The sequence below is a fragment of the Pseudomonas sp. AC255 genome (genome assembly GCF_979258175.1).
Genome location: NZ_OZ409841.1, coordinates 3378599 through 3404833, shown reverse-complemented (window position 1 = coordinate 3404833; position 26235 = coordinate 3378599). Strand labels below are relative to the sequence as shown.

The following is a 26235-nucleotide window of genomic DNA, read 5'->3' as shown; positions in this document are numbered from 1 at the left end:
TCGGCGCTCTGATATGGCGCCTTTTTTCGTACCGCAAATTTCATCCGATCGGTCAGCTTTGAATGCTGGTAGCAAAAGCTGCGCCAAGGCTTTTGAAAAACCAAAAAACGCCCGTTCGGCTGCTGAAAAACAGTCGACGAGCGTGTTTTCGGGATGCCTCAGGACTGACCGCAGCCGGGATAAGTTGGCTTTTCGGTCAGAAATTGAATTCAGGCTTTTTTTAGAGCGAATTCGGAAGGCCGCGGAGAATACTGGCTCCTCGGCCAACGCTCAAGTGCCCCGCAACAGAGCACCGACGGCAGGCATGGCGCACGGTTGCGGGCCATCTCAGAAGTGCACCTTCAGCAGCAGGCTGGCGGTGTTCTGGTTGGTATCGAACGCGTGGCTGTTTTCGATGCCGTATTTGTTCTTCCAGTAGCTGTACTCGGTGCCGACGTACAGCTGTTTCTGGCTCCAGCCCATGGCTTTGCCGAGGTCGTATTTGATCTGCGGATTGATGTGCAGGTTGGCGTGGTAGGTACCGCGCGAGTTTTCGTCATTGTCGACGACCCAGTCGAGGTAGCCGTCGATCAGCACATCGGAATTGCCCAGCGCAAAGCTGTAGGACCACGCGGGGGTGATCTGCCAGACACCATCGCCGGGCCGCGGGCCTTCGGTCTGGCGACGGAAAATGTTCAGGGTGACGTAGTTGAAGCCGGGCACTTTCAGGTCGAAGCCGGGGCCGATCAGATAGGCCTCCGTTTCGCCTTCGCCGTACTCGTAGGTCATCGCCAACAGCACATCCTTGATCGGGCCGAACTCGATCTTGCGGTCGAGGATCTTGCCGAAGGACAGACGCGGGGTGAACTCGCCGTAGAAAGTATGCGGCCCTTTGTTCGGGTCTTCCTTGCCGTTGTAGAAGATCTTGTCGACGAACAGAAAGTTGTCGCCGTACTTCCACTTGTCGGCGTGCTCGAAGGTGACCGTCTGCTGATACGAGGGGTTGATCGCGAAATTCTTGCCGTACAGATAGCTGAGGCTGTTGCTCTGCCACAGCAGCAGATCGCCGGCCATGGCCTGACTCGCGGCCAGCAGGCCGCCACTCAACAGAACGTTGCTTTGCGTGCGGATCATCTGTTGCTCCCTGTTGTTTTTATTGTTTGAGGCACAAGCAGTTGCGTAGTCCCTGTGGGAGCGAGCCTGCTCGCGAAGCGGTTGTGTCAGTCGCCATCAATGTTGAATGACACAGCGCTTTCGCGAGCAGGCTCGCTCCCACAGGTGGCGTGGTGGTTTCAATCAGTGCGCATGGCAATCGTTGATCGCCGCACGCTCCTCGCCGCCGAGGATGTTGAACAGCAGGTTCAGCGTCAGCGCGCTGAGGGTGGCCATGGCGATGCCGCTGTGGGTGATCGGGCTCATCCACATGGGCAAGTGGGCGAAGAATTCCGGACGTACCACCGGGATCAGGCCCATGCCGATGCTTACCGCGACCAGCAACTGATTGCGGCGGTCACCGATGTCGGCCTCTTGGAGGATCTTGATGCCAGTGGCCGCGACCATGCCGAACATCGCAATCGCCGCGCCGCCCAGCACTGCCGGTGGAATCGATGCCACCAGAAACGCCGCTTTCGGCAACAGGCTGAGGACGATCAGCAGGCCGCCGGCAACGATGGTCACCGAACGGCAGCGCACGCCGGTCATCTGCACCAGGCCGATATTCTGCGCGAACGAGGAGTGAGTGAAGGTGTTGAAGAAACCGGCGAAAAACGACGCGCCGGCATCACACAACAAACCACGACGGAGCATGCGCGGGCAGACTTCCTGGCCGGTGATTTTGCCCAGCGCGAGGAACATCCCGGTGGACTCGACGAAGATGATCACCACCACCAGGCACATCGACAGAATCGGTGCCAGCTCGAATTTCGGCATGCCGAAATGCAGCGGGGTGACGAACTGAATCCACGGTGCGCTGGCCATGCCGCTGAGGTCGACCATGCCGATCACGCCGCACAGTACGTAGCCCAGGCACATGCCGATCAGCACCGAAATATTGACCCAGAATCCGCGCATGAAGCGATGAACCAACAGAATGGTCGCCAGCACCAGCGCAGCGATGGCCAGATAAATCGGCGAACCGAATTGCGCGGCGTCGACACCGCCACCGGCCCAGTTCACGGCCACGGGGAACAGCGATAAACCGATCGAGGTGATGACCGTGCCGGTCACCAGCGGCGGGAAGAAACGCACGACCTTGGACATGAACGGCGCGATCAGCATGCCGAAGAAACCGGCAGCTATCGTCGCACCGAAGATCCCTTGCAGACCGATGCCGGGCATGCCGGCCATGGCCACCATGCTGCCGACCGCAGCGAAACTGGCGCCCATCATCACCGGCATGCGAATGCCCATCGGGCCGATGCCGAGCGACTGCACGATGGTGGCGATGCCGGCGACCAGCAGGTCGGCGTTGATCAGGAAGGCGATTTCTTCACGACTCAGGCCAGCGGCCTGTCCAATGATCAGCGGCACCGCGATGGCACCGCCGTACATCAGCAGAACATGTTGCAGACCGACCAGGATCAGTTGCAAAAGGGGCAAACGCTGAATGGCGGGTGCGTCGGGGATGCGCGCTTTGGACAGCTCGGACATGCAACACCTCGGATCTTTTTTATTCTTGTGATTAACAGCTGCCGGGTTGCTTGCAGCTGTTTCTTTGCATCAGGCAGACCGCGGAGCGGCCATTCGCGGGCAAGCCCGCTCCCACACAGGCTATGCAAAACCCTGTGGGAGCTGGCTTGCCAGCGATGCTTTTAACGATTAATTGGTTTGCGCTCCCTGGGCAATCCAGGCACCGATCAGGTCACGTTCCTGCTGGGTCATCTGGGTGATGTTGCCCAGTGGCATGATCTGCGTGGTGATGGCTTGCGCCTGAATGCGCGCGGCGTTCTGGCGGATCTGCTCGGGGGTGTCGAACATCACACCGGCCGGGGCTGCGCTGAACAACGGGCTGGTCGGCTTGGATGAATGGCACACCGTGCAACGCTCTTGAATCACGTTGTGCACTTTGTCGAAACCGGGGCCGGTATTCGAGGCTTGCGCGGGTGCCGCCGCAGGGGCTGCGGGTGCCGCAGGTTGCGCCGCTTCGGCCGGTTTCGCGCCACCGCCCAGTGCCGTTTCCGGCAGCGGTTGGTACTCGATTTTCGCCGGTGCCTTGGCCACTTCAGGTGCGCTCGACATCGGCGCCGGGCCAGTGACGTAGGCCAGGCAGATCATGCCCACCGCTGCCACCGGCAGGGTCCAGGCAAACTTGTGGCTGTCGTGACGGGTGTTGAAGTAGTGACGCACCAACACCGCCAACACCGCGATCCCGGCGAGGATCAACCAGTTGTACTGGCTGCCGTAAGTGCTCGGGAAGTGGTTGCTGATCATGATGAACAGCACTGGCAGGGTGAAGTAGTTGTTGTGTCGCGAACGCAGCAGACCCTTGGCCGGCAGGGCCGGATCCGGCGTGCGGTTCTCGGCAATCGCCGCGACCAGTGCCCGTTGCGCCGGCATGATGATGCGGAACACGTTACCGACCATGATGGTGCCGATGATCGCGCCGACGTGCAGGTACGCACCCCGACCACTGAACACTTTGCTGAAGCCATAGGCGGCGGCAATGATCAGCACGAACAGGATGAAGCCGAGCAGGGCGGGTTTCTTGCCCAGGGCCGAATCGCAGAGGAAGTCGTAGACAAACCAGCCGACGATCAGCGAGCCGATACCGATGGCCACGCCTTCAGGACCGCTGAGGCCACTGCCCGGTGCCACGAGGTAGAGCACCGGATTGGAGTAGAACACCACGCACAGCAGCGCGATCCCCGACATCCAGGTGAAGTAGGCTTCCCACTTGAACCAGTGCAGGTTGTCCGGCATGGACGGTGGGGCCAGTTTGTATTTTTCCAGGTGGTAGATGCCGCCGCCGTGGATCGCCCACAGATCACCGGCCAGACCGGTTTTCGGGTTGACGCGGTTGAGGTTGTTCTCCAGCCAGACGAAGTAGAACGACGCGCCGATCCAGGCCACGCCAGTGATCATGTGAACCCAGCGCACGCTCAGGTTCAGCCATTCCAACAGATGTGCTTCCACAGTCTTTACCTCTCGCCTGTCACTCTTGTTGTCGAGTGATCAGACCTTCTCTTATTGGTGGGGGGCGAGGATCAACCGCTCATCCTCTTTGAAAAAATGCTCATCGCAGTTATTGCCTGTGCCACTGCGATCAACCACCAGGAAGTCATCCCGCTTTTCGATCGTCAGCACCGGGTGGTGCCAAACGCCGCGATGGTAATTGATGCCCTGCCTGCCGTTGGTGACGAAGGCGCGGACCAAGCCTGATACAGGTTCATCGCCAACTGGCGCGACCACGATCAGAAAGGGGTTGCCGAGCAGCGGTATGAAAGCCTGGCTGCCCAGCGGATGGCGTTCCAGCATGCAAACGGTCAGCGGCATGTCCTGCGCGTCGGCGCGGAAAATGCTGATGATCGCGTTGTCCTCAGGCGTAGCGGTTTCGACCGTCGCCAGTTTGTGGAAGCGCATGGTCGAACCGTTGTTGATCATGAAGTGATCGCTGCCGTCGGTTTCGATCACGTCACCGAAAGGGGCGAAGGCTTCTTTGGTCAGCGGTTCAATCGTCAGTGTGCGCATGCTGTTCTTCTTATCCGGATTCTGTGTTGTTAGATCTATCGCCATCGCGGGCAAGCCCGCTCCCACAGTGGACTGTGGCGTTCACAAAACCTGTGGGAGCTGGCTTGCCAGCGATTGGGTTCAACCTTGTTTAGCGACCTTGCCCAATACACGCAGGCGACTCACGCCACCATCCGGGAACACGTTCAGGCGGATGTGGGTGATCGGGCCGAGTGCCTTGATCTGCTCGACGAAGGTGTGTTCGGCGTGCATTTCCAGCTTCTGGCTTGGCAGCAGTTCGCGCCAGAACAGCGACTGGGTTTCGATCTGGCTGTCAGTCCCGCCTTTCACGAACGCGCCCTGGATCGAGCAACTGTCCGGGTAGTTGCCTTTGAAGTGCAGGGTGTCGACGACGATTTTTTCGATCTCGCCCGGATGACCCAGGGCGACGATCACCCAGTCATTGCCCGGCGTACGACGACGCGCGGTTTCCCAGCCGTCGCCCATGTTGATGCCACGGCCCGGGTTGAGGATGTTGCTCATGCGGCCGAAGTGTTCGTCGGAGCAGGCGAGGGCGCGGCCACCGTTGAGGGCTGCTGCCAAGTCCACTTGTTCGTTGTCGCCGACAGCAGACCAGTCGCGGAACGGAATGCCGTATACGCGCAGACGGGCAACACCGCCGTCCGGGTAGATGTTGAAGCGCAGATGGCTGAACGCTTTGTCGTTGCTGATTTCGTGGTAGTGGTGGCTGTTGCCCTGCAACTCGACGGCCGACAGCACTTCGGTCCACTGGGTGTTTTCATCCGGCTCGCCCGAGGCCAGGAAGCACGCTTCCAGCGAGGCCGATGGCGGGTAGTTGCCGGTGAAGAATGAAGTGTCGATGTCCACGCCTTTGATCGAGCCCGGTACGCCCAGACGGATCACCGCGCTGTCAAAACCTTCGAAGCGCTTGCGGCGCGACTCCCAGCCGTCCATCCACTTGCCGTTGTCATCGAACACGCCCTCCTTCCATACGGCCGGGGTCGGTTGGAACAGACGATTGGCGTCTGCGAACCAGTCATCGGTGACCGAGATGATTTTGGTGCCCAGACGGGCGTCGGCCAGGTTGACGTATTTTTCGAAAGGTACGGCGTAAGCTTTCATTCTTCTTGTCTGCCTTTGATAAGTTGGCTGGGGATGCTCGCAGGGCCCTGGGCGTTTGCGCGTTCATTCACGCTCGGGCCAGGCTTGCTAAAGAGTCAGTAAACGGAACAGGGCAATCTTGTTGATCTCCGCCAGCGCGCATTTGAACTCGGCTTCCACCGAATTGTTGATGCGCGTTTCGAACGCCGCGAGGATCTGATGCCGGTTGCTGCCTTTTACCGCCATGATGAAGGGAAACTTGAACTTGGCTTTGTAGGCGTCGTTCAGCTCGGTGAAGCGCTGGAACTCTTCGGCCGTGCATTGGTGAATACCGGCGCCAGCCTGTTCATTGGTGCTGGCTTCGGTCAGTTGGCCCTGGACGGCAGCTTTGCCGGCCAGGTCCGGGTGAGCGTTGATCAGGGCCAGCTGGCTGGCATGATCGGCGCTCAACAGGATATCGCTCATGCGCTGGTGGAGGGTTTCGATCTCGTCGATCGAAGCGTCCGCACCGAGGTCGTAGGCCTTTTCGGCCACCCATGGCGAATGTTCGTAGATGTCGGCGAAGGCTTTGACGAAAGCGTCGCGGCTCAGGGTCGACGGTTGCAGGGTTTGAAAGCGGCTCATTTTGCAGTCCCTTGGTACGGGTGGGTTTCTTGCCAGTGACGCGCGATGTCGACGCGACGGCTGAACCACACCTGTTCATGACTTTTGGCGTATTCGATAAAGCGCTTGAGCGAAGCGAGGCGACCAGGACGGCCGATCAGGCGGCAGTGCAGACCGATCGAAAGCATTTTCGGCGCCTCGGCACCTTCGGCGTAGAGCACGTCGAACGCGTCTTTGAGGTATTCGAAGAAATCGTCACCCTTGTTGAAACCCTGCACTTGCGTGAAGCGCATGTCGTTGGTGTCGAGGGTGTAGGGGATCACCAGATGCGGCTTGCCGGTCGGGTTGTTCGGTTCCCAGTAGGGCAGGTCATCGTCGTAGGTATCGCAGTCGTAGAGGAAACCGCCTTCTTCCATGACCAGGCGACGGGTATTCGGCCCGGTACGGCCGGTGTACCAGCCCAGCGGACGCTCGCCAGTCAGTTCGGTGAGGATGCGGATCGCTTCGAGCATGTGCTCGCGTTCCTGCGCTTCGTCCATGTACTGGTAGTCGATCCAGCGGTAGCCGTGGCTGCAGATTTCGTGGCCGGCCTCGACCATCGCACGGATCACGTCCGGGTGACGCTGGGCGGCCATGGCCACGGCGAAGATGGTCAGCGGAATATCGAATTCCTTGAACAGCTTCAAAATGCGCCAGACGCCGGCACGGCTGCCATACTCGTAAAGCGATTCCATGCTCATGTTGCGCGCGCCCTGCAGCGGCTGGGCAGCGACCATTTCCGACAGGAAGGCTTCGGATTCCTTGTCGCCGTGCAGAACATTGCGCTCGCCACCCTCTTCGTAATTGAGTACGAAGGACAGGGCGATCCGGGCATTGCCCGGCCAGTGTGGGTGAGGAGGGTTACTGCCGTAACCGATCAGGTCGCGTGGGTAGTCAGCGCTCACTGCAGTCTTCCTTCTTGTACGTTGACAGATTGGTGTGGCGGCCTGGCAGGCTGGCGTCACAGCGATGGGCTGATTGTATACAACTTTATTTACATTTTGTAAGCCTGAATTTTCGCATTTTTCACCGGCTGTCATCTTTTGCTGTTAATGGTTCCAGCCTGCAAGAAACCTGCCTGACCAGTCAGCTAATGAATAGAAGGTTCAATGATCAGGCGCTTTGCCTGCGAATTGGTGATAAAGACCCGCATGGCGGGGGTGAAGCGAAAAATGTCGTTTTTATTGTGTACAATTTTTTTGAAAAGTGTCTTAATCAGTCGCTCGCCGCAGCGTTTCGTGCTCCGAAACGGTGCGGTCTCCTTTTCAACTGACTTCGGGAGGCGCGAAGTCTGACCGCTTGTTGCGGCCGGGCGCGCAGAATCAATGGGACGTTTGACAACACACGTTTTGGACGCTGCACACGGTTGCCCGGGCAGCTCGATCAAGGTCGAGCTGTACCGCGTTGAAGGGTCGCACCTGGAATTGGTCGCCAGTGCGACAACCAACAGCGATGGCCGGGTCGATGCGCCGTTGCTGCAAGGCGATGATTACCGCACCGGGGTTTATCAGGTGCAGTTCAATGCCGGCGATTACTACCGCGCCCGGGGTGTGCAACTGCCCGAGCCGGCCTTCCTGGACGTGGTGGTGCTGCGTTTCGGCATCTCCGCCGAGCAGGAGCACTATCACGTGCCCCTGCTGATTTCGCCTTACAGCTATTCCACGTATCGGGGCAGCTGACCCCCAAGCAGCTGCCCCCACCGGGAAGCGACTGCGCATATAGCTTCTTTGGTCTTTCGCCCGCTCACACTGCGGGCTTTTTTTATGCCTGTTTACAGCTCATCTGCCGGTGCAGGCGGGTAGCGGCTCAGCGCTCGCGGATAATGAATACCGAATCTGGCGTGGACGCGACCTTCAATACGCCCCCGATCAGCCATACCACTTTGTTCTGCGCGGCTGCATCGGTCAGTGCCTTGAAGGCGTCCTGACCGATTCTGGCGGGCAAGCCCGGTTCCGCCAGTTCGTTGCCAGGCACATGAGTCAGGCCGGCCTGACTGATCGCTCCCAGTTTCAAAAAGAAGATCTGATCGTGACCGGCTCGTTTGAAGACCAGCGTCGGCATTCTGTGCTCATAAGTCAGTGGAAACAGCTCGTAACCACAGCCGACCAGCAACGCGCCGAGCAATCGCCGCAGATTCAGATCCGAGGGATAGGTCTTGTAATGATTCCAGGCAGAGGGGAAATGCTGCGGATCGAAGCTCAGGCGTTGCAATTCGCTGTCGGTCTGGGAAGGCATCGGAATAAGCCGTTTGCTTCCCAGGTCGATGTCCGGTGCAACGGCCAGCATGTTCAGCGGGTCGGCAAAATCTGGAGCTGTGGAAAACGGCAGTTGTTTCCACTGATGCAGAACGGCCTGGACACTGATCAATCCGGTGCCGGTAATCGTCTCGGAGTGATCGGCGAGTTCGAACAACCTGCGGGCGACGGCCCTTGCTGTTGCTTCAGAGAAATCGGGGAACGCGCGAGCGACGGACGTTGATATCGGCTCTTCAAAAAAGCGTTTGCCCGGATGGACCTCACCCGGATCACTGCCGATGCGAAAAGTCGCTACCGGCTGTCGCTCGGGCATGTTTATCAGCATGCTTTCGAAAGTATTGAAATCTGTCGGGACAAACTCGGGATGACATACGAAATACACTTTGGGTGTCGTGTTCGAGCCGACAGGGACGATTGGATAATGCAGCCAGCCAAGCTGTACCGATTCGATGTGCACAGGTTTGTTCAGGTGCCCCCAGGGCAGCCAGAAATACGGGGTCAGCTCCTCAGGCGGAGTCGTGGCTTTCGACGCGGTTAGCGTTTCTGTGTCCTCGACAAGTCGTGGACGCTTGCTCGGGCCGGGTACTGCGTTGTCGGATTGGCTGGCTTCGGGTTTGGTACCAGATGCCTTCGCCGCGGGTGTTTTTCGCCGCCAGAAAACGGTGCCGGGGATTTGCTCGAAGAAAACGTCGGGTGCATTGGTCGTTGAGGCAAACGCTTGTTGATATTCACCGTCCTGGTTTTTGCGCACCATGACGGTGCCGTCTACCGTGGTTACGAAGGTCTGCCTGAGTCTGTTGTAACGAAGGCCTTCTGTCGCCATTTCCGGCTTGGTCAACGTCATGGCGTCGGCCGGCGAGATGTATGAGGGCAAGTGTGGCGTAGAGGACGCAGGCCGGTTGGAGGGCCTCGCGGGCCGCTGGATTTGCCAGATCGCCTGACCCTCGGTTCGCGTCAGAGGCAGGCCGGGCACGCCGGGCGCGAAGGTCAGTGGCACATGGTAGTTGCCTTGCCCGTCCTGCTCGACGACAAACTGGCCTTCATTGGCGATTTGAGCGTAGGTGCGCTGATCCGGTCCAGTGAACAAGCCATCGTTCTGCGTCACCGGCACCAATTCGTGGAAGCGCTCTTGCGGCCAGGCGATTGCGGTCCGAGTGGCGCTGAAATCATGCGCTGCATCTGGCAAGGCATGAAGGCTGACCGTGGGCACTGCGTTGGCTGCGGCAGAGGTGGCTGGCGCTTGGCTGATCGCCGGCGAATCGATGCCCAGGAGCAGGGCGTCAGGCATGTCCAGGCCCACATTTTTGACGAGGGGCGGTGATCCGGGATGTGTGGCATCGGGCGAATCGGGCGATTTTATGGTCGGGATTTTTTGGGTGATTTGGCCATGGGAAATACTCGGAAAAAGAGCGCGCAGACGCGTGCGGGTGCCGCGTAGACAGTACGCTAATAAAAAAGGGTGTTTGTTGACGGGTTACCGCGAATTACGCGGGAGGCACTTTCATCAGCGAAACAGGGCGGAAAATGTTGGTCTGGTGACTGCAGCGATTCACTACTCTTAAAGCAGACTTTTCGATGCGGGATTTGTCGGCACGCAATACCCAGCCATGGGCGGCCAGGTTGTAGCCCACGCGCGCGGTTTCGTCGTTGACGCAGATAACGTTCCAGACTTTGACTTCGTCGTTGGCCAATGCGGCAAGATATGGCGGGAGCGCTTTTGAGGCGTCGGGCTCTTCGAAAAAACGTGCATCAAGCCCATCCAGATAAATGCGATCAAAGACCAGATCGACCGTGTGCACAACTCCACCGGTGGTAATAACGCGGATTTGATCTATCAGATCTTCGCTTCCATAGACCGGCAGATAAAAAGTGGTTGTGCCGATGGAGAGTCGGTTTTCTTCCAGCCTTATTTCGACCTTGCCGAGCTGCGTTGCATCAAGTTCCCAAGTGGATGAATAGGGCAGGCGAACTTTGGCATCGGCAAGTGCGCCGGGAGTCGAGAGTTTGATGGTCATGTCCGGGAGTACGTGGATGAGATAACTCGAACCTTCTCCTTCGTAGTTGTCCATGTCGGTTTGCACGGCCAGTCGAATCGGCGTTGCGCAAACTCTTGTACGGCCCATCGGTTCAGCTGCTTTTTCAGCCAGATTGTGAAAGTAACGCTGAGAGCGAACCTCGAGCGGCAGTTTCATCTGGGTCACCCAATCCCGCGATACCGTGAAATCCGTAAAGGCAGGTGCGATTTCGGTTTGCGCTGTAAGCTCGGCATCTGCAACGACACCGTCCTTGAAAATCAATACGTAACGGCTGAACGGACGAACAGCCATGGTGCGCAGGATCTTCGTAATATTGTCGTGATCGTCTTCGTTACGCGCAGCGGAGTAATAATTGAGCTTGATGCTTTTCGCGCCGAAGTGATAGACGAGATGGCAACCAACAGTCAGGTGATATGACTTGGGTTTGTCCGAGAAAAAATGCGCCTCCGCTTTTGTCAGCTCGTCGCTGCGGAAATCCAGATATATCCGGGTGATTACATCAGAACGTAAAACTGCGTAAAAAGTGGTTGTCTTGCCGGTTCTCGGGACGTAATAGGCAGCGGGTTTGCGGTGGCGGATCCAGCATTCCGCTGCATAAATAATGATCGGGTTTACCGGTTTTCCTCGTTTGAGGAAAATTTCGGTTATTTCTACGGTGTGGCCGTCCGGGATTGTGTCTGGCAGATCAAGTCTGAAATGGAAATCATCGCTGGTTACGAAAACCAGGTTTTTGTTGCTCAGCTTTCTAGTGTGTTCGGTGTTCGTATAAACGTCATGAATGGTCAACACGTTTTTGAGGTGGTCAGACGTTTCGAAACCTGAGCGGATGACCAGGTCGTTACCCTCGATATCAAAGGATTCAATCAACTCCTTGCGCCAGTTCATGACGATGTAGCTGGTCTGTTCACCATCATCGACAATGGAAAAACGGCCAGCCACATGCGCAATGTAATATTGATCGGTGCCGGCGCCTCCCGACGCTTTTGCTCTTTCGTGAGAGAGAAATATCTGGTCGTCCCCAGCGCCAGCTTCAATGCTGTCGCTGCCCCGGGATTTGATGATGTTGTTTTGCGCGGAGCCCGTTACCACGCTTGCCGCGCGATGGACTGTCTCAACGTTTTCGATGCTGTCCAGCAAACTGTGCAGGATAAATATCCGGTTATTGTCGGCATCGACATCGCTCGTGATGATCTGCAATGTTCCAGCCAGCAGATCTACGTCATAGCCAGTTCTGTTGGTATTACGGGAGGAGTAGCTGCCGCCGAGTACCAGTGTGTCATTTCCTGCGCCGCCGCTCAGCGTCGAATGATCTGCGACATGGCGACCCCTTTCAAGGAAGTCCGCTGCGTTCTCAAACAGGAACTGGTCATTTTCTTCGCCGCCCGAAAGTTGTTTTTTTCCTGACTTGTAATGGAAGGTGTTGGGTTTTTTTCTACCCCTTTGATCGAGTCGTTGCCCTCGCTGATGAACCAGAGAACGTTCTTGCCCTCTGCGGCGACCCCCAACTCCGCGCCGGGTGTATCTTTTGTAACCCCTGCGCGTGCATCAATGATGTCATCAGTGCCTACCACTTCAGGGACATTGACCGATTCCCACGCATCCTGTTTGGTCCACCAGTTTCGTTTCCAGGCCCGAGTTGGTTTCAGGCGCACATCGAACTTGCCGTTGACGATGGCTTCGGTGGTCTCTTTCAAGGGGCCATCGAGCAGCGTTCTGGCGGACTTTTTCAGTTGCAGAGAGTGCTGCAACAGCGTCTTTGCCTTGATATAGCGGTTTTGAACGCTTTGATCGACCTCCATCATGCAGAACGAAAACCAACCGCTACGCCACCGTTCATCGACAGTCAATTCAATGTAGTCATCTATATCGTCAACGATACGCACCGCACCGTAGACCTGTGAGCCGATGGCGAGGATCGCGCCGGCTGCAAGTCCGACAGGGCCGGCAAACGAGAACCCGGCCATCGCGGCGGACCCGAGGATGACAGTCATGGCTGCACTGGTAATGCTCAGGCCAGCGCTGACGTAATGATCCATCGCTTCTTTGCCGGTGGCATTCTGAGCGGCGTTCATCGACCTCACGGCGGTAAAGATGTCGAAGGGCAGCGTCAGCATGCCGCCGACCAACCCTCCCGATCGACCCAATCTGAGTGCAAAGCGGGTTTTGGCGAAGTCCCGATAAGCACTTTGCCCGGCTGTGAGCATCTGCGTGGCTATCTTGCTCACCGCGACATCGGCCGCGATGGAGCCCAGCTCCGATACAATGCCTGCGCTGTTTATCGCTATTTCAGCAGTGTTTTCGGCTTTGATCGCATCGACAACGCCGCGAATTCCCATAAAGATGCCGAAGCCCTGGATGCCCACGCTGGAGCCCAGCGTCGCGTAACTTTTGGTCAATGCGGCCCAGCGGGGATGATGTTTGGGGACGTGCACGTGTTGCAGATCAAGCGACTGTGCGGCACTCAGAAGTTTGACAAGTTTGTCGCGGTAATTGCCGGATACAGTATCTGCAGCACTCTCCCTCAAGAGCCGGGGAGCGGTGAGCGGGCGCTGGCTGGCCATTTCAAACAGGAGCGTGGGCAACAAGTAGCTATCGCTGCCCGTTGAAGTTTTCAGGTAGTGTTCAACTTTATTGGCGTCGAACTGCAGGCTATTGATAAAAGAGCGTTTGGGGCGGCGAAAGAAACTGTTCTCGCCATTCAACGGATGACCATCAATGGTCGCGCCTAATCCGTCGAGTGCAGTACGGGTAATCGAAATGTCGCCAATTTCGAAAGGGCCGAAAACTTCGTCCACCATTTGCAACTGACTCGATTTTTCGTTAGTTCGGCTCTGATCGATGGTTGAGGGCTTGTATTCGTTGGCTTCATAGCCCAGATCCATGATTATTACGGTATCGGAAACAGGTTGCAGGTCCGCATGTATTGAAGGGTCGGTTTGTGCTGTTGCTTCGCTTATCAGTGTGGCCATTAGAACTTCCTTGTTCCGGCAATTGTCGTTAAGGCGAAGAATATTACGTTGGCTTTTCCAGAGCTGTATATCGGGGGTTGTTGCTATCTATTGCATATCAAAGATTGAATGTTGTTCGAGTTGAATTGATTCAAAACAACACATCATCCCGCCCGAGGTCCGTTCCGGCAGGATGATCAATAGTGGCGCTTTTCAGTGGCTGCCAAGCAACGACGCGGCGCCAGCACCACCAAATAGTCCGGCACTGACCCGATTGAACCAACTCTGGCCCTTGCCGCTGCGCAGATAACGTGCGGCGCCATGGGCGCCCAGGCCATAGGCCAGCTTGCAGCACAGATCGAGCACTACCCAGGTCGCGATCATGATCAGCAATTGCGGCAGAAAAGGTTGCTCAGCGCGGAGGAACTGCGGCAGAAACGCGGCGAAAAACAGGATGTCCTTCGGATTGCTCGCACCCAGTACAAAGGCGCGTCCGAACAATGTGCGAAAGCGCGGCACCGGTGCAGCCTCAGGTACTTCGGCGCCCGTCGATGGCTGCCGCGACTGCTGCCAGCTCTGCCAGGCGAGGTAGAACAGGTACAGCGCACCGACTATTTTCAGTGCGCTGAACAACTGCTCCGAAGCCATTAGCAATGCGCCGAGGCCAAGTGCCGACGCGCTGAGCAGGCAGATCGAGGCGATCACGCCACCCAGGAACGCGGGGTACGACCGGCGCAAACCGTAATTCAGACTGTTGCTGATCATCAGCAATGACAGCGGTCCCGGGATCAGGATCACCACCAGCGCAGCGCCACTGAACAGCAGCCAGGTTTCCAGACTCATCGTATTGCTCCTTTGTTGTTATCGGGATGTGCAAAAGCCCCACCGGTGAGGGTGAGGCTGGTTTGAAGCCTGAACCGCGCAGCGTTTACAGGAAGATGAACTTGGCGATGAAGATCGCGCAGAGCACCCACAGGCTGACGGAAATTTCCTTGTACTTGCCGGTGCCAGCCTTCAACGCGACGTAAGTGATGAAGCCCAGCGCGATGCCGTCGGCGACCGAAAAGGTCAGCGGCATCATGATCGCGGTGACGATCGCCGGAATGGCGTCGGTCGCTTCGTCCCATTCGATGTGGGCCATACCGCCCATCATCAACATCGCCACGTAGATCAGTGCACCTGCCGTGGCATAAGCGGGAATCATGCCAGCCAGCGGTGCGAAAAACATGGCCGCTATAAATAGCACACCCACGGTGACGGCGGTAAGACCAGTCCGACCACCAGCGGCCACGCCAGCGGCACTTTCCACGTAACTTGTCACGGGTGGAACCCCCACCACGGCGCCAAATACGCTGGATGCGCTGTCAGCCTTCATGGCTCGGGAAAGATTCTCGATGCGACCGTCAGCGGCGACAAGGTTGGCGCGCTGGGCCACGCCCATCAGCGTACCGGCGGTGTCGAACATGTGCACGAAGAGGAACGCGAGCACCACGCTGATCATGCTGACGTTGAACACGCCGGCGACGTTCATTGCCATCCAGGTCGGTGCCAGGCTCGGCGGCGCGGACATGATGCCCTCGTAGTGCACCAGACCCAGGCCCCAGCCGGCGAGGGTGACGGTGATGATGCTGATCAGGATCGCACCGAACACGCGGTGGTAACTGAGGATCGCGATCATCAGGAAGCAGATCGCAGCGAGCAGCGGGCCAGGTTCACGCAGCGAACCCAGCTTGATCAGCGTCGCCGGGCTGTCGACGACGATACCGGCCGTCTTCAGACCGATCAGGCCCAGAAACAGACCGACACCGGCGCCCATCGCGAACCGCAGGCTGACCGGGATACTGTTGAGCAGCCACTCGCGGATCCGCGAAAAGGTCAGGAACATGAACAGCACGCCCGAGACGAACACCGCGCCGAGGGCGGTTTCCCAGTTGTAGCCCATGGTGCCGACCACGGTGTAGGTGAAGAAAGCATTGAGGCCCATGCCCGGCGCCAGGCCGACCGGCCAATTGGCATAGAGCCCCATCAACAGGCAACCGAGCGCAGCGGCGATGCAGGTGGCGACGAAGGCCGCACCGTGATCGATGCCTGCGTCGGCCATGATGTTCGGGTTGACGAAAATGATGTAAGCCATGGTGATGAAGGTTGTCAGACCGGCAATCAGCTCGGTCTTCACCGTGGTGCCATGCAAGCTGAGTTTGAACAGACGCTCCAGCAGGCCATTGCGTAATGGCGGCGTGAGCTCGAGCGGCGGTGCTTCGGATTTGCGGCTTTCCACAGCGAGTACTCCTCAAGAGTTTTATTGTTATTTCCAGGGCCGGACCCATGAGGGTGGCAGCGGCCCTTTGAGGCATACGCGAATTTGTTGACCGTATAGTCAGGAACTCGCACGCAGTGGATTATGCTTTTGTGTACAAATAAAGCAAATATTGTTTTTTGTTTTGTCGGCGATTTTTTTGCCGATAGGGATATATGGCTATCAGGATGGCTACGCGAGCAGGCTCGCTCACACAGGAGAATGCGTTCCAATGTGGGAGCGAGCCTGCTCGCGAAGAGGGCGGTCCTGTCAATCGAGTTGCAGCTGATTCCCCCCAAGCGCCAGATTCACCGCCAACCACCCATTCACCGCCGCTTCCCCAGCCTCGGCAAATACCCGCTCGAGCAATTTCACCTGCTCACGGCGCAGCGCTTGCTCGAACTTCGCGCCTTCCGCCGTCAGCTCAAGCAGGCGCTTACGCTTGTCCGTCTGCGAAGCGACGCTGTCGACCAGGTGCATTTCCTGCAACTGGCGCAGGGGCATGTTCAACGCTTGTTTGCTCACGCCCAGCAGGGCCAGCAACTCTTTTACGCTGAGGTTCGGATAGCGCGCGATGAAAAACACGATGCGCTGATGCACCCGCGAGAGGCCGCGACGCTCGAGCATTTCATCAGCCTTGGCAGTGAATGCCTGATAGCCGAAGAAAAACGCTTCCATGGCCTGTTGCTGAGTGGAGGGGTTTTTAAGGTCAAGCATGTTGACGTACTCGCTCAAGCTGTCGTAATTTCAGTCAACCAGTTTGACTCATTTCCTGCATGCCTTGCTACGGTGACCTCCATGGCTTTTTCCGAACGTGTCTCGCGCCTTAAAAGTTCTTTGATCCGAGAAATCCTCGCGGCGGCCCAGCGTCCGGAGGTCATGTCGTTCGCCGGCGGTTTGCCCGCTGAGGCGATGTTGCCGGAGGTGGAGTGGGACGAGATGCCGTTATCGCTGGGTCAGTACGGCATGAGCGAAGGCGAGCCGGCCTTGCGCGAAGCTTTGGCGGCAGAGGCGAGGGCGCTGGGCCTCGAGTGCGATGCGAGTCAGGTGCTGGTGGTCAGTGGTTCCCAGCAAACTCTGGATCTGGCGGCAAAACTGTATATCGACAAGGGCACGGAAATTTTGCTGGAGGCGCCGACTTATCTGGCCGCGCTGCAAATTTTCCAGCTGTTCGGCGCCGATTGCCTGACCGTGCCGCAGGAAGCCGACGGCCCCAACCTCGCGCAATTGCGTAATCGTTTAGAACAGCATCGCCCGGCGTTTATCTACCTGATCCCGACGTTTCAGAATCCCTCCGCCGTGCGCTACAGCGAGGCCAAGCGCGCAGCGGTCGCGGCATTGCTCGATGAATTCGGCGTCACTCTCATCGAAGACGAGCCATACCGCGAACTGACTTTCGATGGTGGCAGCGCAAAACCGATTGCGGCGCGCCTGAACAAAGCCAGCTGGATCTACACCGGCACCGTCTCGAAAACCCTGCTTCCGGGTTTACGTGTCGGTTACCTGATTGCCAGTGCGGATCTGTTCCCGCACCTGCTCAAGCTCAAGCAATCGGCGGATCTACACACCAATCGCATCGGTCAGTGGCAGGCGCTGCAATGGATCGGCTCGGAAAAGTATCAACAGCATTTAAGTGAGTTGCGGGATTTCTACCGGCTACGGCGAGATGCGTTTCAATTAGGGCTGAAAAGCCATTTTGCAGATCTGGCTGACTGGGACATGCCCCAAGGCGGACTGTTCTTCTGGCTGACGCTGAAGCAACCGCTGGATACGCGCACTTTGCTCAATGAGGCGTTGGCCAATGATGTGGCATTCATGCCCGGTGAGCCGTTCTTTCCCGAGCCGGACAAGCATCATGGGCATTTGCGCTTGAACTTCAGCCACATTGATCCGTCGCGGCTGGATGAGGGGTTGAAGCGGTTGGCGGCGGTGGTGCGGCGGGCGCAGATGGAGAGGGCGGCCTGATAAGCAATAAACCGGCTGGAGGGCCGGTTTATCATTGTCTGAGTTTTGTGATGATTTGACGGGCCTCATCGCTGGCAAGCCAGCTCCCACAATTCTTGTCTACAACCTGAGATCAATGTGGGAGCTGGCTTGCCAGCGATGGCGCCATCAGCCACAGCACATCAATGTCAGACTGCAGCAAACCGCTTATCCAGATAATCAATAATCACCTTGGATTCATACATCCAGGTTGTCTGCCCATTCTCATCAATTCGCAGGCAAGGCACTTTGATTCGGCCACCCTGTTCCAGCAGGGTCTGGCGATCCTGCTCGTTGTTCTTCGCGTCTTTCAGCGCCACCGGCACATTCAGGCGATGCAGGGCGCGGCGGGTTTTCACGCAGAACGGGCAGGCGTGAAATTGGTACAGGGTCAGATCTTTCGCGGCAGCGTCGACTTGTGCCTGAGCAGCAGCGGGGCGTTTTTTCTTCCCCGGGCGGGTGATGAAATCGACGAAGATAACCAGTTGGCCGAGGCCGACACGAAGCGCTTTGACGAACACGTTGAAAGCCTCACGGTGCAAATGAAGAAAGGCGCGCAGCTTACCCGATTTTTCACGGGCGAAAAAAACCGGCGATCAACGCCGGCTCTTTTCTGTTGCGAATTACTTGATGAGGCTGAGGAATTCGCTACGGGTTGCCGCGTTTTCACGGAATTCACCGAGCATCACCGAAGTGATCATCGACGAATTCTGCTTTTCGACGCCGCGCATCATCATGCACATGTGCTTGGCTTCGATCACCACGGCCACGCCCAGCGCGCCGGTGACTTGCTGCACCGCATCGGCGATCTGGCGGCTGAGGTTTTCCTGAATCTGCAGGCGGCGCGCGTACATATCGACGATCCGCGCAACCTTGGACAGGCCCAGCACTTTGCCGCTCGGGATATAGGCGACATGCGCCTTGCCGATGAACGGCAGCAAGTGGTGTTCGCACAACGAATACAGCTCGATGTCCTTGACCAGCACCATTTCGCTGTTGTCGGAGCTGAACAGGGCACCATTGGTGACCTCTTCGAGCGTCTGTGCATAACCGCGGCAGAGGTACTGCATGGCTTTGGCGGCACGCTTTGGCGTGTCGAGCAGGCCCTCGCGGGACACGTCCTCGCCCAGTTGGCCGAGAATCGCGGTGTAATTCTGTTCCAGTGTCACAGAGGCTGATTCCATAAGGGTTTCAGGAGGGTACTTGTTCTGTCTGTACCAATTTTGTACCAATCGAGCTGTTTTCGAGTTTCCCGAGTTCGCCCAGTCGGTGCTGGTTGATCCATCGGGCGTAGGTCGAGAGCAACATCCGAACGCTGTGACCCAGCTGAGTGGCAATAAATGCAGGGTTCATTCCCGCCATGAGGCACATGGTAGCGTATGTGTGTCGGCAGTTGTATTGCCGGCGGGCGCGAATCACTATTCTCAGTGCCGTCATTTATTCAAGGGGGCGGTTGATAATCGCCGCAGCATTACCACCTCGATTGACAGTTCCTTAAGTGGTATGCGCTGGAGCCGAAAATTTGACTCCTATCATTTAGCTTTCTGTTTTAGAAGGGTGAAACACTACATGTAGTGTTGTTTCATTTGGATCCAGTTAAAATACACAAGATACATGTGTATAAGTATGGTGGCATTTTGATATCGCTTTTTGCATGCCGTGCATACTAGCTAGCCCCTTTGTTCATTGCCTAACGGGTTGATCCAAGCATCAAGCTCTTTTGACTTATCCACAGACTTATCAACAGGGCAATGTGCATAAAAAATAAGTTGATTTCTCTTAAAAGAGATGGTTATTATCTCTTCGTCGGTTCTAGATGTAGGGGTCGGCAATTGACGGCGTTTTTTTGGCGCCATGAAAAAAGTCCCGAGTGCTTTCGCACGCGGGACTTCCAGGCTGAATTGGGGACGATTTTGCAGACCTTCCCAAATCAGAAACCATAGCCAACAAGTAGCTACAAGCTTATTGATTCTATATGCGCGTGCGTTTTTACGCAACGTAGTGATGTGTATCAGCGTTTGTAGCTCCTTCGAGGCATCATTGCCAATTGGGAGAATCTCCATGGCAGAAGGTAAAAAACCCGGTCAAAGCACCGGAAAAGAAGGCGGCATCTTTCAAGAGCAAGGCCCACGTGGTGGCTTGAAAGATAATTTCGCGGCTGTGCCTGATGGTAAGCCGTTACCTCCAACCAGCAAGCCGGGGAGCACGTGGGTTCCAACCCATACGACTCCTGATAGCAAGCGTTAAAAAGAAGGCCGCGGATCTGATCCGCGGCCTTCTCGTTTTTGTGGTCTGTTTCGTTTGATGGTGATGACAGCGTTTTTTTCTGGTTACGGCTTTGCTTCGGTCTTTAGCCCTTGCATGTGTCGGCTGATTGATTTTCAGCCGTTGTGATTCCTCAGATTCCTCAGATTTCGCTACTTCCGTTGCCGCAAAAAAAATGCCCCAGGATAGCTGAGGCATTTTTTTGCTGTATCGACTATCTCAGGCGCAAGCTTCTTCCGCTCGATGCGAGACTACTTTAGACATTCCTATACCTAGTGCCTGAAGCACTTTGAGAAGGGTAGAAAGTCTTGGGTCTCCACCTACTGCTATGGATCTGTACAGATTGCCTCGGGCTAGGCCAGTACTCTGCGAGAGGGTTCCCATGCCACCCCTGGCCTCTACGAGTCGGCGAATGGCTACAAGGAATGCATCCTCTCCACCGATTTCGTCGATTTCTTCAAGCGCTACGGAAAGATATTCGATGGCAAATGCTTCGTCGTCTCTAAGCATTTCTAGAACGCTATCTTCATGAGAACGAGTGCGAGTTGTCATTTTCTTTTCACCTTAAAAGAGTTCCAAAGAGCCTTGGCCTGTTCGATGTCGTTTTGCTGTCTATCCTTTGAGCCTCCGCCCAAAAGGAAAACAACCTTTCGATCTTGGATTGCGTAATAGACGCGGAATCCAGGACCAAAATTCAACTTCATTTCGTAGACCCCATCACCTACCGGCTCGGTGTCGCCAAAGTGACCAAGGGAGGCTCGGTCGACTCTGGTGGTGATTCTTGCTTTGCATCGCATGTCTCGCACGGTGTCGAGCCAAGCTTGGTAAATATCCACTCCATTGGCAGACAGTACGTGTTCCACTTCGTACATCACAAATGTACCTTAAAAGAGACACTGCATTGATTGATATTTTGTATCGGGTCCGACTGCTCGACGAAATTCACCCCGATTTTTTGGCATGGCGCGTGGTGGCAAGGTGATGACAGTGTATCTGTAATGCATGCGTATTGGGAGGTGCCCAGGGGTGGACCATGGATGAGAATGTGTCGGATCAACTCAGCGAAACGCTAGTAAAATAACGATAAATAATATCAACTTATTGGTATTTAAGACTAATTTATATCGGTTGTTTATGGGTTTCCTTAGGAGCTGACCTGGCCTGGCCTGGGCTCATAGCGAGTGAATTATGCTCCTTTCAAGTTTCCCGATTTCGCTCCAGTCGGTGTCGGAGTTAACCCACCTGGCATATGTCGAAAGCAACATCTGGACGTTGTGACCTAGCTGACTCGCAATAAATGCAGGGTTCATACCCGCCATGAGGCACATCGTGGCGTATGTGTGTCGGCAGTTGTATTGCCGACGGGCGCGAATCTCCAATTCGGTCAGTGCCGCCTGGAAGTGTTTGTCGGTGACGCTGGACTGCTGGATGAACTCGCAATTCTTCGTGGGTGGGAACACATAGGGCGATTTCGGCTGCTTCCTACGGCTCTGTTTCGCACGTTGTTCGGCAATTTGCTCGGCGACCTCGATGGCGTGCATCGCCCGGCTATTGAGCATCACTTGCCGTTCATTGCGGGTTTTGGTTCGCTCCTCGATCTTGTAATCCGCGACGATCCGACACACGTTCACCAGCCGCTTTTCCTTGTCGACCTCTTCCCAGCGCAGCGCCGCGATCTCGCTGGGGCGCATGCCGGTGTAGAAGGCGAACTCGAAGTAGGCCGCGTAGATCCGCATCGAATGGGTCAGCGTTTTATATAGGTGATCAATGATCTGGTTGGCCTCGCCAACCGTGAACGGATCGATGGGCTTTTTGGCCTTTACCGGCAGCTCGATGGACTCCACCGGGTTACGGTTGATCAGTCCGTCTTTTACTGCGGTACCGAACACCGTGGTCAGGCGCTGAATCGCCGCGCGCTTTACACCCGGCGTCGGCCATTCTGTATTGGCTACTACCTTGCGCAGCATCACCGACGTGATGCTGTCCATGGGTAGCATCGCCAGATAGGGCATCCAGTACAGATTGAGCGAGCCAAGGTAGTTCTTTCGAGTCCCGGCCACGATCTCGCGACTGTTGAGCCATTCCTGGGCGTACTCCCCGAAACGAGGAGTCGCTGAGTAGGTGGTATAAGTGGAATTGGGGAACAGCTCGGCGTAGCGCTGATCATCGAGCACGCCATGCTTAATCAGACTGGTTACGTTAGCGCGTAAGTCGGCGGCAGCCTTAATCCCCTTCGGCGTTTGGGGATAGGGGAGGGTTTCGCAGCGGCGTTGCCCGTTCCAGGTGAAGCGAATGCGGACGGACTGTCCAGCAAATTCAACTCCGGTGGGCAATCCCATTGGCTCTCGAGCCATGCTTCGTATCTCCTCAGGCTGTAGTAAATGCGGCTATCGATGGTGTTCCAGACACCTTTGGGAATGACGCCCCTCGCTCGCTTGCCTTGCAGCGCTCGGCGTGTGGTGCCGACCAACTCGGCCATCTTGTCTTCTGGAATTTTGTCCAGGTGGTAGGAGGGCAGCGGTGGTTCCGCAGTGTCATCGCAACGCTTGTTTTTCTCAGCATGTAGCGCGGGTAAATGGTTGTTGCCAGTCGGAACTTGGTCACTAACATGTAAGCGCACGCTGCTTTCATCTGACATGCGATAGTGAGTTGGTCCGAAGTAGGAGAATGAGGTGTTCATACGCCTTCTCCTTGCACAACCACCTGCAGCAGCCCGGCCATGATCAGTGCCTGCTCGCGAAGGAACCGGGTGTCTCGCTCAAGTTTTTTGCCTGTGCGAAATGCACTGAATGTTTCAGCAGCAACCCGGAGGTGCTCTGCAATATCGAGCAGAACTCGCTGCTCTTTTGATCCGAATGTTTGGCTTTCTCTGAGTTTTCTGCACTGCCTCGCCAGATTGCGGTGATCAGTGCGAATGAACTGGGCGGAAGCCTCCAACTGACGGATAGTTTTGGCGAACTCAGCGTGCTGACTATCGTCCGCTTCTAGCTTTCCATCGCTACGTCCCATTTTGTAGCCGGCCCATACGAGGAGGCCGGTAAAAGCGATTAGCATGATTAGCGCGCAAATTTGGATCGTGGTCATGTGCTGTGAGCCTCTGTGAAATCCTCCGCCGGGATGCTTGGTGAGAGGCCGGCGGGGGTGTAAGTGGTAACCCAAGTTCAAATCAAGCTGCTTGCTTAGCCGCTTGGGCGTCGAGGAACTCGGCCAGGTCGTGCAGGTACACCACTCTTTGGGCGCGAGCCGACCCGTGCAGACGCTTCACGACCAGCGCGATACGACCTGCCTTTATCTCGGCAAGTAGGTAGCGGTCGGTGCGAATGTGAGCGAAGTACTGTTCCCGAACTGCCGCCAGGGTCGGGCATGGAGTAGCGAATTGACGTCGCAATTGTTCTAGTGTGTTGTTCATGCTGCGTTCTCCCCGTACCCCTCCGATGGGGGCAGCAACTTGAGGCGAATCAGCTCGGCCAGGCCTTCCTTACTTTTGCCCATTGCAGCCGCACAAATGTTGCCCTTGGCGTCAGCCACTACGGCGCCGAATGGGTACTCAGGCGAGTTGGTCGGCGTAACGTAGGCGACTTGCCCGTCAAGGATCACGTTGTTGACGCAGCGGAATACTTCGGCCAGCTCGGTGCTTAGTACTGGCATGCTTTCCATTAATTGGATGGCTTCCGTCGAGGCTCCAACAAGCGTTGCGCGGCTGACTACCCCCGGGCAGTTCAAGTAGATCGGGATCAGCTTCAGGGCGCCGAGGGCTTGCGTGTAGGCATTAAGGTTGTTGGTTTTCATGCAGCGGCGTCCTTTTTGTTAATGATGATTCCTAGCTTCTTGGCCAACCATTCGATCCCTTCTTCCTTCACCATCACCACGGAGTAATGACGGCATTTGTTGAGGGACGGAATCACGGTGCTGCGCGGATCCGAATACAGATAGCCGCGATCACGGTGCTGGCTGGCTAGATCGCCACTGCTGTTGAGAATGCTCAGCTCGCGCAACCTGGTGCGGAAGGCGCGGGGCTTGAGTCCGAGCAATGCGGCTGTTTCGTCCAGGGTGCGATTCATGGCGCAGTCCTCAGGCAGCGATCAGTTTGCGAACGCGGGCAAGCAATGCTTCCGAGTCCGCAAGTGCTCGATCAATTTGCGCCAGTCGGCCGGACTGCTCGGGTGGCGCGGGTTGAGCTGATTCAATTCGGCCGTTCGCAATGTCCTGGATGAAATCCCGCAGGTGAAGGTGATTGGCTCGGTCCGACCGCTTGAGGGTCAGTTCGCCGGTGCGACCTCCCAATTCAACGCTGACGACTGCGCTGTTTTGAGTGAGCTCCACATCAAACCTTGCATAGATGGTTTGCTCTGGTCGTTGAAGACGGCAAACGGCACCTCCACCAACCTGGAGCATGTGATGCAGCAGGTCTTGTTTAGTGAGGGGGATGAGGTAGTTATTCATGCCGCGTCGTCTCCGAGTGGCCCTGCAGTGGCTTCGGATGTGTTAGCGATAATGACTGGCCTGATAGCGGCGGGACGGCCCTTGGGGTTGCTGACGACGAGAAGTCCCGTGCGAAGCTGTAGGTCTTCAACTGCGGCGCGACTGCTGCATGCGGAGGGGTGCAGGTAAACAGGGCAGCGGGTGTTGCTTTGCTGTGTGATTTGCATGGTTTGATCTCTTTGATGAGAGGTAGATTCCGATGCAAAATTAGTGTTACTGATTTAATATGTCAACAGTATCACTTATAAAACATGGTAAATAAAATTAGTAGACGAAAAAAAGACCCTTACGGGCCTTTGGGGGAGGGATCTCTTAAAGCATCACCGAATACCAGAAAACCTTCCCGATGATACGAATGTGCTGTTGGACGTAGTCGCCATCGTAGCGTTCGTCCGGGTGTTCCTCGGTGTTGTAGCTCCGTAAGCGCAAACCTGAGCCTGGTAATCGATAGAGAAGCTTCACGCGCAACTGTCCGTCATGATCAATGGCGTACATCTTGCCGTCCTGAACGACTGTATTCGCGGTGTCTACACCCACGGTACTGCCATCCGGAAGCACTGGCTCCATGCTGTTCCCAGTTACTGGAGCGCAACCAGCAGAAGCAGGATCGATGCTTTTTCTTTTGAGAGTACGTTTCCCGAAGCGAAGCTTACGTCCATTTGTTTCAAGCCTAACCTGAGATCCATTACCCGCAGACAATTCCACTTCCTTAAAGAATGGCAGCTCTACTTCATCAGGCCCGAGCGGGGTCTCGTCATCCCACACTTCAATCTGATGCATTTCCCAGTCGGGGGGCTTGAGCGTTCATTGCCGCCCTGCGAATGCCGCAGGCGGGGCATTTCGGCGAGAGCAGCGAGACGTGGACTTACCTCTTCAAGCGAAAAGCCCAAGACATTCGAAAATTTGATCAGCGCTCCGATGTTGAGAGGGATTCGGCCATTTAAGTATTGGCTGACAACGCTTTGCCCAGCCCATTCGCACAGATCGGCGATTTTGTCCTGGGTAAGGGAGGGATCATGCCGTTTGCGATCCTGATAAATAGCCTTCAAGCGCATGGCTTCGGCTTTTCGGGTCTCGTCGTCGGCAGAAAAGGGTATCGAGGTAATCATGCATCCCAATTTATAAGGAAGACTTATTTTTTCAAAACAGCAATACGTCTTTTTTCTTGATGTTTAAAAGAAGTAACACTAATATCCGTGCCGCAACGCCCATTCGAGGAAACGTGGATGGCAAACGAAATAGGAATTCCCTTGGGAGATTTCGCCGAGGGTAAGACTCAACCAGAGCTGGCTTTACTGATCGGGGTATCGCAAAGCGCTGTCTCTCAAATGCTCAACTCAGCTCGGGATATTCGAGTTCGGGTTGATGAGAAGGGGGCCTGTACAGCGGTAGAGATTCGTCCAATCGGATCGCGCCGCAAGGTCAGGGCCGCTTAAAAGGTGTCGAGCTGGGGCCTCTCACCAAAGAATCCCCCAGCCCGACTACGACGATACACAGCACATGCACATCGGTCGTGGTCGTAGGATAGGGTTTACCCTGGACTATGGCTACACCGTAAATAG

Annotated in this window: 27 protein-coding genes and 2 pseudogenes; 4 read left to right on the top strand and 25 right to left on the bottom strand. The window is 56.3% G+C overall.

The features are described 5' to 3' along the window. Positions 1-327: 327 nt before the first annotated feature. The 7 genes from ACZZ0K_RS15470 to puuE all read right to left on the bottom strand — a co-directional run bounded on the left by ACZZ0K_RS15470 (position 328) and on the right by puuE (position 7313). The gene (locus tag ACZZ0K_RS15470; RefSeq protein ID WP_252869054.1) at positions 328-1113 is read right to left on the bottom strand and encodes an outer membrane protein OmpK; all 786 of its coding nucleotides are present in this window, start codon (positions 1111-1113) and stop codon (positions 328-330) included. A gap of 162 nt (positions 1114-1275) precedes the next feature. Further along, positions 1276-2628: a nucleobase:cation symporter-2 family protein gene (locus ACZZ0K_RS15465; protein WP_252887542.1), complete on the bottom strand. Its 1353-nt coding sequence runs from the start codon at positions 2626-2628 to the stop codon at positions 1276-1278. Between the two features lie 168 nt (positions 2629-2796). After that, positions 2797-4110, bottom strand: coding sequence for a urate hydroxylase PuuD (locus tag ACZZ0K_RS15460; protein ID WP_150741348.1), 1314 nt, complete (start codon positions 4108-4110; stop codon positions 2797-2799). A 51-nt stretch (positions 4111-4161) separates the two neighbouring features. Then, complete coding sequence (locus ACZZ0K_RS15455) at positions 4162-4665, bottom strand: ureidoglycolate lyase (RefSeq protein ID WP_016773758.1); 504 nt, start codon at positions 4663-4665, stop codon at positions 4162-4164. Positions 4666-4785: 120 nt separating this feature from the next. Continuing rightward, positions 4786-5787 (bottom strand): allantoicase, encoded by a 1002-nt coding sequence (alc, locus tag ACZZ0K_RS15450; RefSeq protein WP_258707819.1) that lies wholly within the window; start codon positions 5785-5787, stop codon positions 4786-4788. Positions 5788-5874: 87 nt separating this feature from the next. Further along, positions 5875-6390, bottom strand: coding sequence for a 2-oxo-4-hydroxy-4-carboxy-5-ureidoimidazoline decarboxylase (uraD, locus tag ACZZ0K_RS15445; RefSeq protein WP_016773760.1), 516 nt, complete (start codon positions 6388-6390; stop codon positions 5875-5877). Continuing rightward, a complete protein-coding gene (gene puuE, locus ACZZ0K_RS15440) occupies positions 6387-7313 on the bottom strand; it encodes an allantoinase PuuE (RefSeq protein ID WP_056784025.1) in 927 nt (308 codons plus the stop codon). Before puuE ends, uraD begins: the two co-directional genes overlap by 4 nt. 420 nt (positions 7314-7733) lie before the next feature. Between puuE and uraH the strand changes: the two genes are divergently transcribed. Continuing rightward, positions 7734-8087: a hydroxyisourate hydrolase gene (gene uraH / locus ACZZ0K_RS15435; protein ID WP_252879701.1), complete on the top strand. Its 354-nt coding sequence runs from the start codon at positions 7734-7736 to the stop codon at positions 8085-8087. 127 nt (positions 8088-8214) lie between these two features. Here uraH and ACZZ0K_RS15430 read toward each other — a convergent pair whose 3' ends face one another. From ACZZ0K_RS15430 to ACZZ0K_RS15405, 6 genes are all read right to left on the bottom strand, one after another. Further along, the gene (locus tag ACZZ0K_RS15430) at positions 8215-9951 is read right to left on the bottom strand and encodes a hypothetical protein (protein ID WP_463559193.1); all 1737 of its coding nucleotides are present in this window, start codon (positions 9949-9951) and stop codon (positions 8215-8217) included. A gap of 196 nt (positions 9952-10147) precedes the next feature. Beyond that, positions 10148-11896 carry a hypothetical protein gene (locus tag ACZZ0K_RS15425; RefSeq protein WP_463559192.1) on the bottom strand — a complete coding sequence of 583 codons (1749 nt, stop codon included), beginning with the start codon at positions 11894-11896 and terminating at the stop codon, positions 10148-10150. 98 nt (positions 11897-11994) lie between these two features. Next, positions 11995-13668, bottom strand: a complete 1674-nt coding sequence (locus tag ACZZ0K_RS15420) for a hypothetical protein (protein ID WP_463559191.1) — start codon at positions 13666-13668, stop codon at positions 11995-11997. Between the two features lie 192 nt (positions 13669-13860). Beyond that, on the bottom strand, positions 13861-14490 hold the full coding sequence (locus ACZZ0K_RS15415; RefSeq protein ID WP_041479336.1) for a LysE family translocator: 630 nt from the start codon (positions 14488-14490) through the stop codon (positions 13861-13863). Between the two features lie 85 nt (positions 14491-14575). Next, a complete protein-coding gene (locus tag ACZZ0K_RS15410; protein WP_024012217.1) occupies positions 14576-15925 on the bottom strand; it encodes an NCS2 family permease in 1350 nt (449 codons plus the stop codon). Between the two features lie 288 nt (positions 15926-16213). Further along, positions 16214-16660: a MarR family winged helix-turn-helix transcriptional regulator gene (locus ACZZ0K_RS15405; RefSeq protein ID WP_056786765.1), complete on the bottom strand. Its 447-nt coding sequence runs from the start codon at positions 16658-16660 to the stop codon at positions 16214-16216. A gap of 81 nt (positions 16661-16741) precedes the next feature. Here ACZZ0K_RS15405 and ACZZ0K_RS15400 point away from each other — a divergent pair, with 81 nt between their 5' ends. Then, entirely contained in the window at positions 16742-17908 is a 1167-nt protein-coding gene (locus ACZZ0K_RS15400; protein ID WP_463559190.1) for an aminotransferase-like domain-containing protein, read from the top strand. A gap of 167 nt (positions 17909-18075) precedes the next feature. On the opposite strand, the gene ACZZ0K_RS15395 is transcribed toward ACZZ0K_RS15400, so the two are convergent. The 3 genes and pseudogenes from ACZZ0K_RS15395 to ACZZ0K_RS15385 form a co-directional block, all read right to left on the bottom strand. Continuing rightward, positions 18076-18447, bottom strand: a complete 372-nt coding sequence (locus ACZZ0K_RS15395) for a glutathione S-transferase N-terminal domain-containing protein (protein WP_463559189.1) — start codon at positions 18445-18447, stop codon at positions 18076-18078. A 102-nt stretch (positions 18448-18549) separates the two neighbouring features. Continuing rightward, positions 18550-19095 carry a GTP cyclohydrolase I FolE gene (gene folE, locus ACZZ0K_RS15390; protein WP_205970537.1) on the bottom strand — a complete coding sequence of 182 codons (546 nt, stop codon included), beginning with the start codon at positions 19093-19095 and terminating at the stop codon, positions 18550-18552. 22 nt (positions 19096-19117) lie between these two features. Next, a pseudogene (locus ACZZ0K_RS15385) lies at positions 19118-19363 on the bottom strand (site-specific integrase); the annotation flags it as partial. A gap of 624 nt (positions 19364-19987) precedes the next feature. Here ACZZ0K_RS15385 and ACZZ0K_RS15380 point away from each other — a divergent pair. Next, entirely contained in the window at positions 19988-20173 is a 186-nt protein-coding gene (locus tag ACZZ0K_RS15380) for a YjzC family protein (RefSeq protein WP_415763249.1), read from the top strand. 237 nt (positions 20174-20410) lie between these two features. On the opposite strand, the gene ACZZ0K_RS15375 is transcribed toward ACZZ0K_RS15380, so the two are convergent. From ACZZ0K_RS15375 to ACZZ0K_RS15335, 9 genes and pseudogenes are all read right to left on the bottom strand, one after another. Next, positions 20411-20743 (bottom strand): helix-turn-helix domain-containing transcriptional regulator, encoded by a 333-nt coding sequence (locus ACZZ0K_RS15375; protein ID WP_415763248.1) that lies wholly within the window; start codon positions 20741-20743, stop codon positions 20411-20413. Continuing rightward, complete coding sequence (locus ACZZ0K_RS15370) at positions 20740-21063, bottom strand: type II toxin-antitoxin system RelE/ParE family toxin (protein ID WP_415763247.1); 324 nt, start codon at positions 21061-21063, stop codon at positions 20740-20742. The genes ACZZ0K_RS15375 and ACZZ0K_RS15370 overlap by 4 nt, the downstream gene beginning before the upstream one ends. Before the next feature lie 300 nt (positions 21064-21363). Further along, positions 21364-22545 (bottom strand): tyrosine-type recombinase/integrase, encoded by a 1182-nt coding sequence (locus tag ACZZ0K_RS15365; RefSeq protein WP_463559187.1) that lies wholly within the window; start codon positions 22543-22545, stop codon positions 21364-21366. 322 nt (positions 22546-22867) lie between these two features. Then, a complete protein-coding gene (locus ACZZ0K_RS15360) occupies positions 22868-23275 on the bottom strand; it encodes a hypothetical protein (protein ID WP_463559186.1) in 408 nt (135 codons plus the stop codon). An 82-nt stretch (positions 23276-23357) separates the two neighbouring features. Next, the gene (locus ACZZ0K_RS15355) at positions 23358-23600 is read right to left on the bottom strand and encodes a pyocin activator PrtN family protein (protein ID WP_415763244.1); all 243 of its coding nucleotides are present in this window, start codon (positions 23598-23600) and stop codon (positions 23358-23360) included. Next, positions 23597-23980: a hypothetical protein gene (locus ACZZ0K_RS15350; protein ID WP_415763243.1), complete on the bottom strand. Its 384-nt coding sequence runs from the start codon at positions 23978-23980 to the stop codon at positions 23597-23599. The genes ACZZ0K_RS15355 and ACZZ0K_RS15350 overlap by 4 nt, the downstream gene beginning before the upstream one ends. Next, positions 23977-24252 carry a hypothetical protein gene (locus tag ACZZ0K_RS15345; RefSeq protein ID WP_201192734.1) on the bottom strand — a complete coding sequence of 92 codons (276 nt, stop codon included), beginning with the start codon at positions 24250-24252 and terminating at the stop codon, positions 23977-23979. Before ACZZ0K_RS15345 ends, ACZZ0K_RS15350 begins: the two co-directional genes overlap by 4 nt. Before the next feature lie 10 nt (positions 24253-24262). Further along, entirely contained in the window at positions 24263-24634 is a 372-nt protein-coding gene (locus ACZZ0K_RS15340; RefSeq protein ID WP_415763242.1) for a hypothetical protein, read from the bottom strand. A gap of 351 nt (positions 24635-24985) precedes the next feature. Next, a pseudogene (locus ACZZ0K_RS15335) lies at positions 24986-25786 on the bottom strand (LexA family transcriptional regulator); the annotation flags it as partial. Between the two features lie 113 nt (positions 25787-25899). On the opposite strand from ACZZ0K_RS15335, the gene ACZZ0K_RS15330 reads away from it, so the two are divergent. After that, positions 25900-26109 carry a Cro/CI family transcriptional regulator gene (locus ACZZ0K_RS15330; protein WP_073473042.1) on the top strand — a complete coding sequence of 70 codons (210 nt, stop codon included), beginning with the start codon at positions 25900-25902 and terminating at the stop codon, positions 26107-26109. Positions 26110-26235 lie beyond the last annotated feature (126 nt).

Excerpts from the sequence above, each read along its gene's own strand:
- ACZZ0K_RS15470 (WP_252869054.1), bottom strand. The coding sequence starts at position 1,113 with ATGATCCGCACGCAAAGCAACGTTCTGTTGAGTGGCGGCCTGCTGGCC.
- ACZZ0K_RS15465 (WP_252887542.1), bottom strand. The coding sequence starts at position 2,628 with ATGTCCGAGCTGTCCAAAGCGCGCATCCCCGACGCACCCGCCATTCAG.
- ACZZ0K_RS15455 (WP_016773758.1), bottom strand. The coding sequence starts at position 4,665 with ATGCGCACACTGACGATTGAACCGCTGACCAAAGAAGCCTTCGCCCCT.
- alc (WP_258707819.1), bottom strand. The coding sequence starts at position 5,787 with ATGAAAGCTTACGCCGTACCTTTCGAAAAATACGTCAACCTGGCCGAC.
- uraD (WP_016773760.1), bottom strand. The coding sequence starts at position 6,390 with ATGAGCCGCTTTCAAACCCTGCAACCGTCGACCCTGAGCCGCGACGCT.
- uraH (WP_252879701.1), top strand. The coding sequence starts at position 7,734 with ATGGGACGTTTGACAACACACGTTTTGGACGCTGCACACGGTTGCCCG.
- ACZZ0K_RS15430 (WP_463559193.1), bottom strand. The coding sequence starts at position 9,951 with ATGCCTGACGCCCTGCTCCTGGGCATCGATTCGCCGGCGATCAGCCAA.
- ACZZ0K_RS15420 (WP_463559191.1), bottom strand. The coding sequence starts at position 13,668 with ATGGCCACACTGATAAGCGAAGCAACAGCACAAACCGACCCTTCAATA.
- ACZZ0K_RS15415 (WP_041479336.1), bottom strand. The coding sequence starts at position 14,490 with ATGAGTCTGGAAACCTGGCTGCTGTTCAGTGGCGCTGCGCTGGTGGTG.
- ACZZ0K_RS15405 (WP_056786765.1), bottom strand. The coding sequence starts at position 16,660 with ATGCTTGACCTTAAAAACCCCTCCACTCAGCAACAGGCCATGGAAGCG.
- ACZZ0K_RS15400 (WP_463559190.1), top strand. The coding sequence starts at position 16,742 with ATGGCTTTTTCCGAACGTGTCTCGCGCCTTAAAAGTTCTTTGATCCGA.
- ACZZ0K_RS15380 (WP_415763249.1), top strand. The coding sequence starts at position 19,988 with ATGGCAGAAGGTAAAAAACCCGGTCAAAGCACCGGAAAAGAAGGCGGC.
- ACZZ0K_RS15375 (WP_415763248.1), bottom strand. The coding sequence starts at position 20,743 with ATGACAACTCGCACTCGTTCTCATGAAGATAGCGTTCTAGAAATGCTT.
- ACZZ0K_RS15370 (WP_415763247.1), bottom strand. The coding sequence starts at position 21,063 with ATGTACGAAGTGGAACACGTACTGTCTGCCAATGGAGTGGATATTTAC.
- ACZZ0K_RS15365 (WP_463559187.1), bottom strand. The coding sequence starts at position 22,545 with ATGGCTCGAGAGCCAATGGGATTGCCCACCGGAGTTGAATTTGCTGGA.
- ACZZ0K_RS15360 (WP_463559186.1), bottom strand. The coding sequence starts at position 23,275 with ATGACCACGATCCAAATTTGCGCGCTAATCATGCTAATCGCTTTTACC.
- ACZZ0K_RS15355 (WP_415763244.1), bottom strand. The coding sequence starts at position 23,600 with ATGAACAACACACTAGAACAATTGCGACGTCAATTCGCTACTCCATGC.
- ACZZ0K_RS15350 (WP_415763243.1), bottom strand. The coding sequence starts at position 23,980 with ATGAAAACCAACAACCTTAATGCCTACACGCAAGCCCTCGGCGCCCTG.
- ACZZ0K_RS15345 (WP_201192734.1), bottom strand. The coding sequence starts at position 24,252 with ATGAATCGCACCCTGGACGAAACAGCCGCATTGCTCGGACTCAAGCCC.
- ACZZ0K_RS15340 (WP_415763242.1), bottom strand. The coding sequence starts at position 24,634 with ATGAATAACTACCTCATCCCCCTCACTAAACAAGACCTGCTGCATCAC.
- ACZZ0K_RS15330 (WP_073473042.1), top strand. The coding sequence starts at position 25,900 with ATGGCAAACGAAATAGGAATTCCCTTGGGAGATTTCGCCGAGGGTAAG.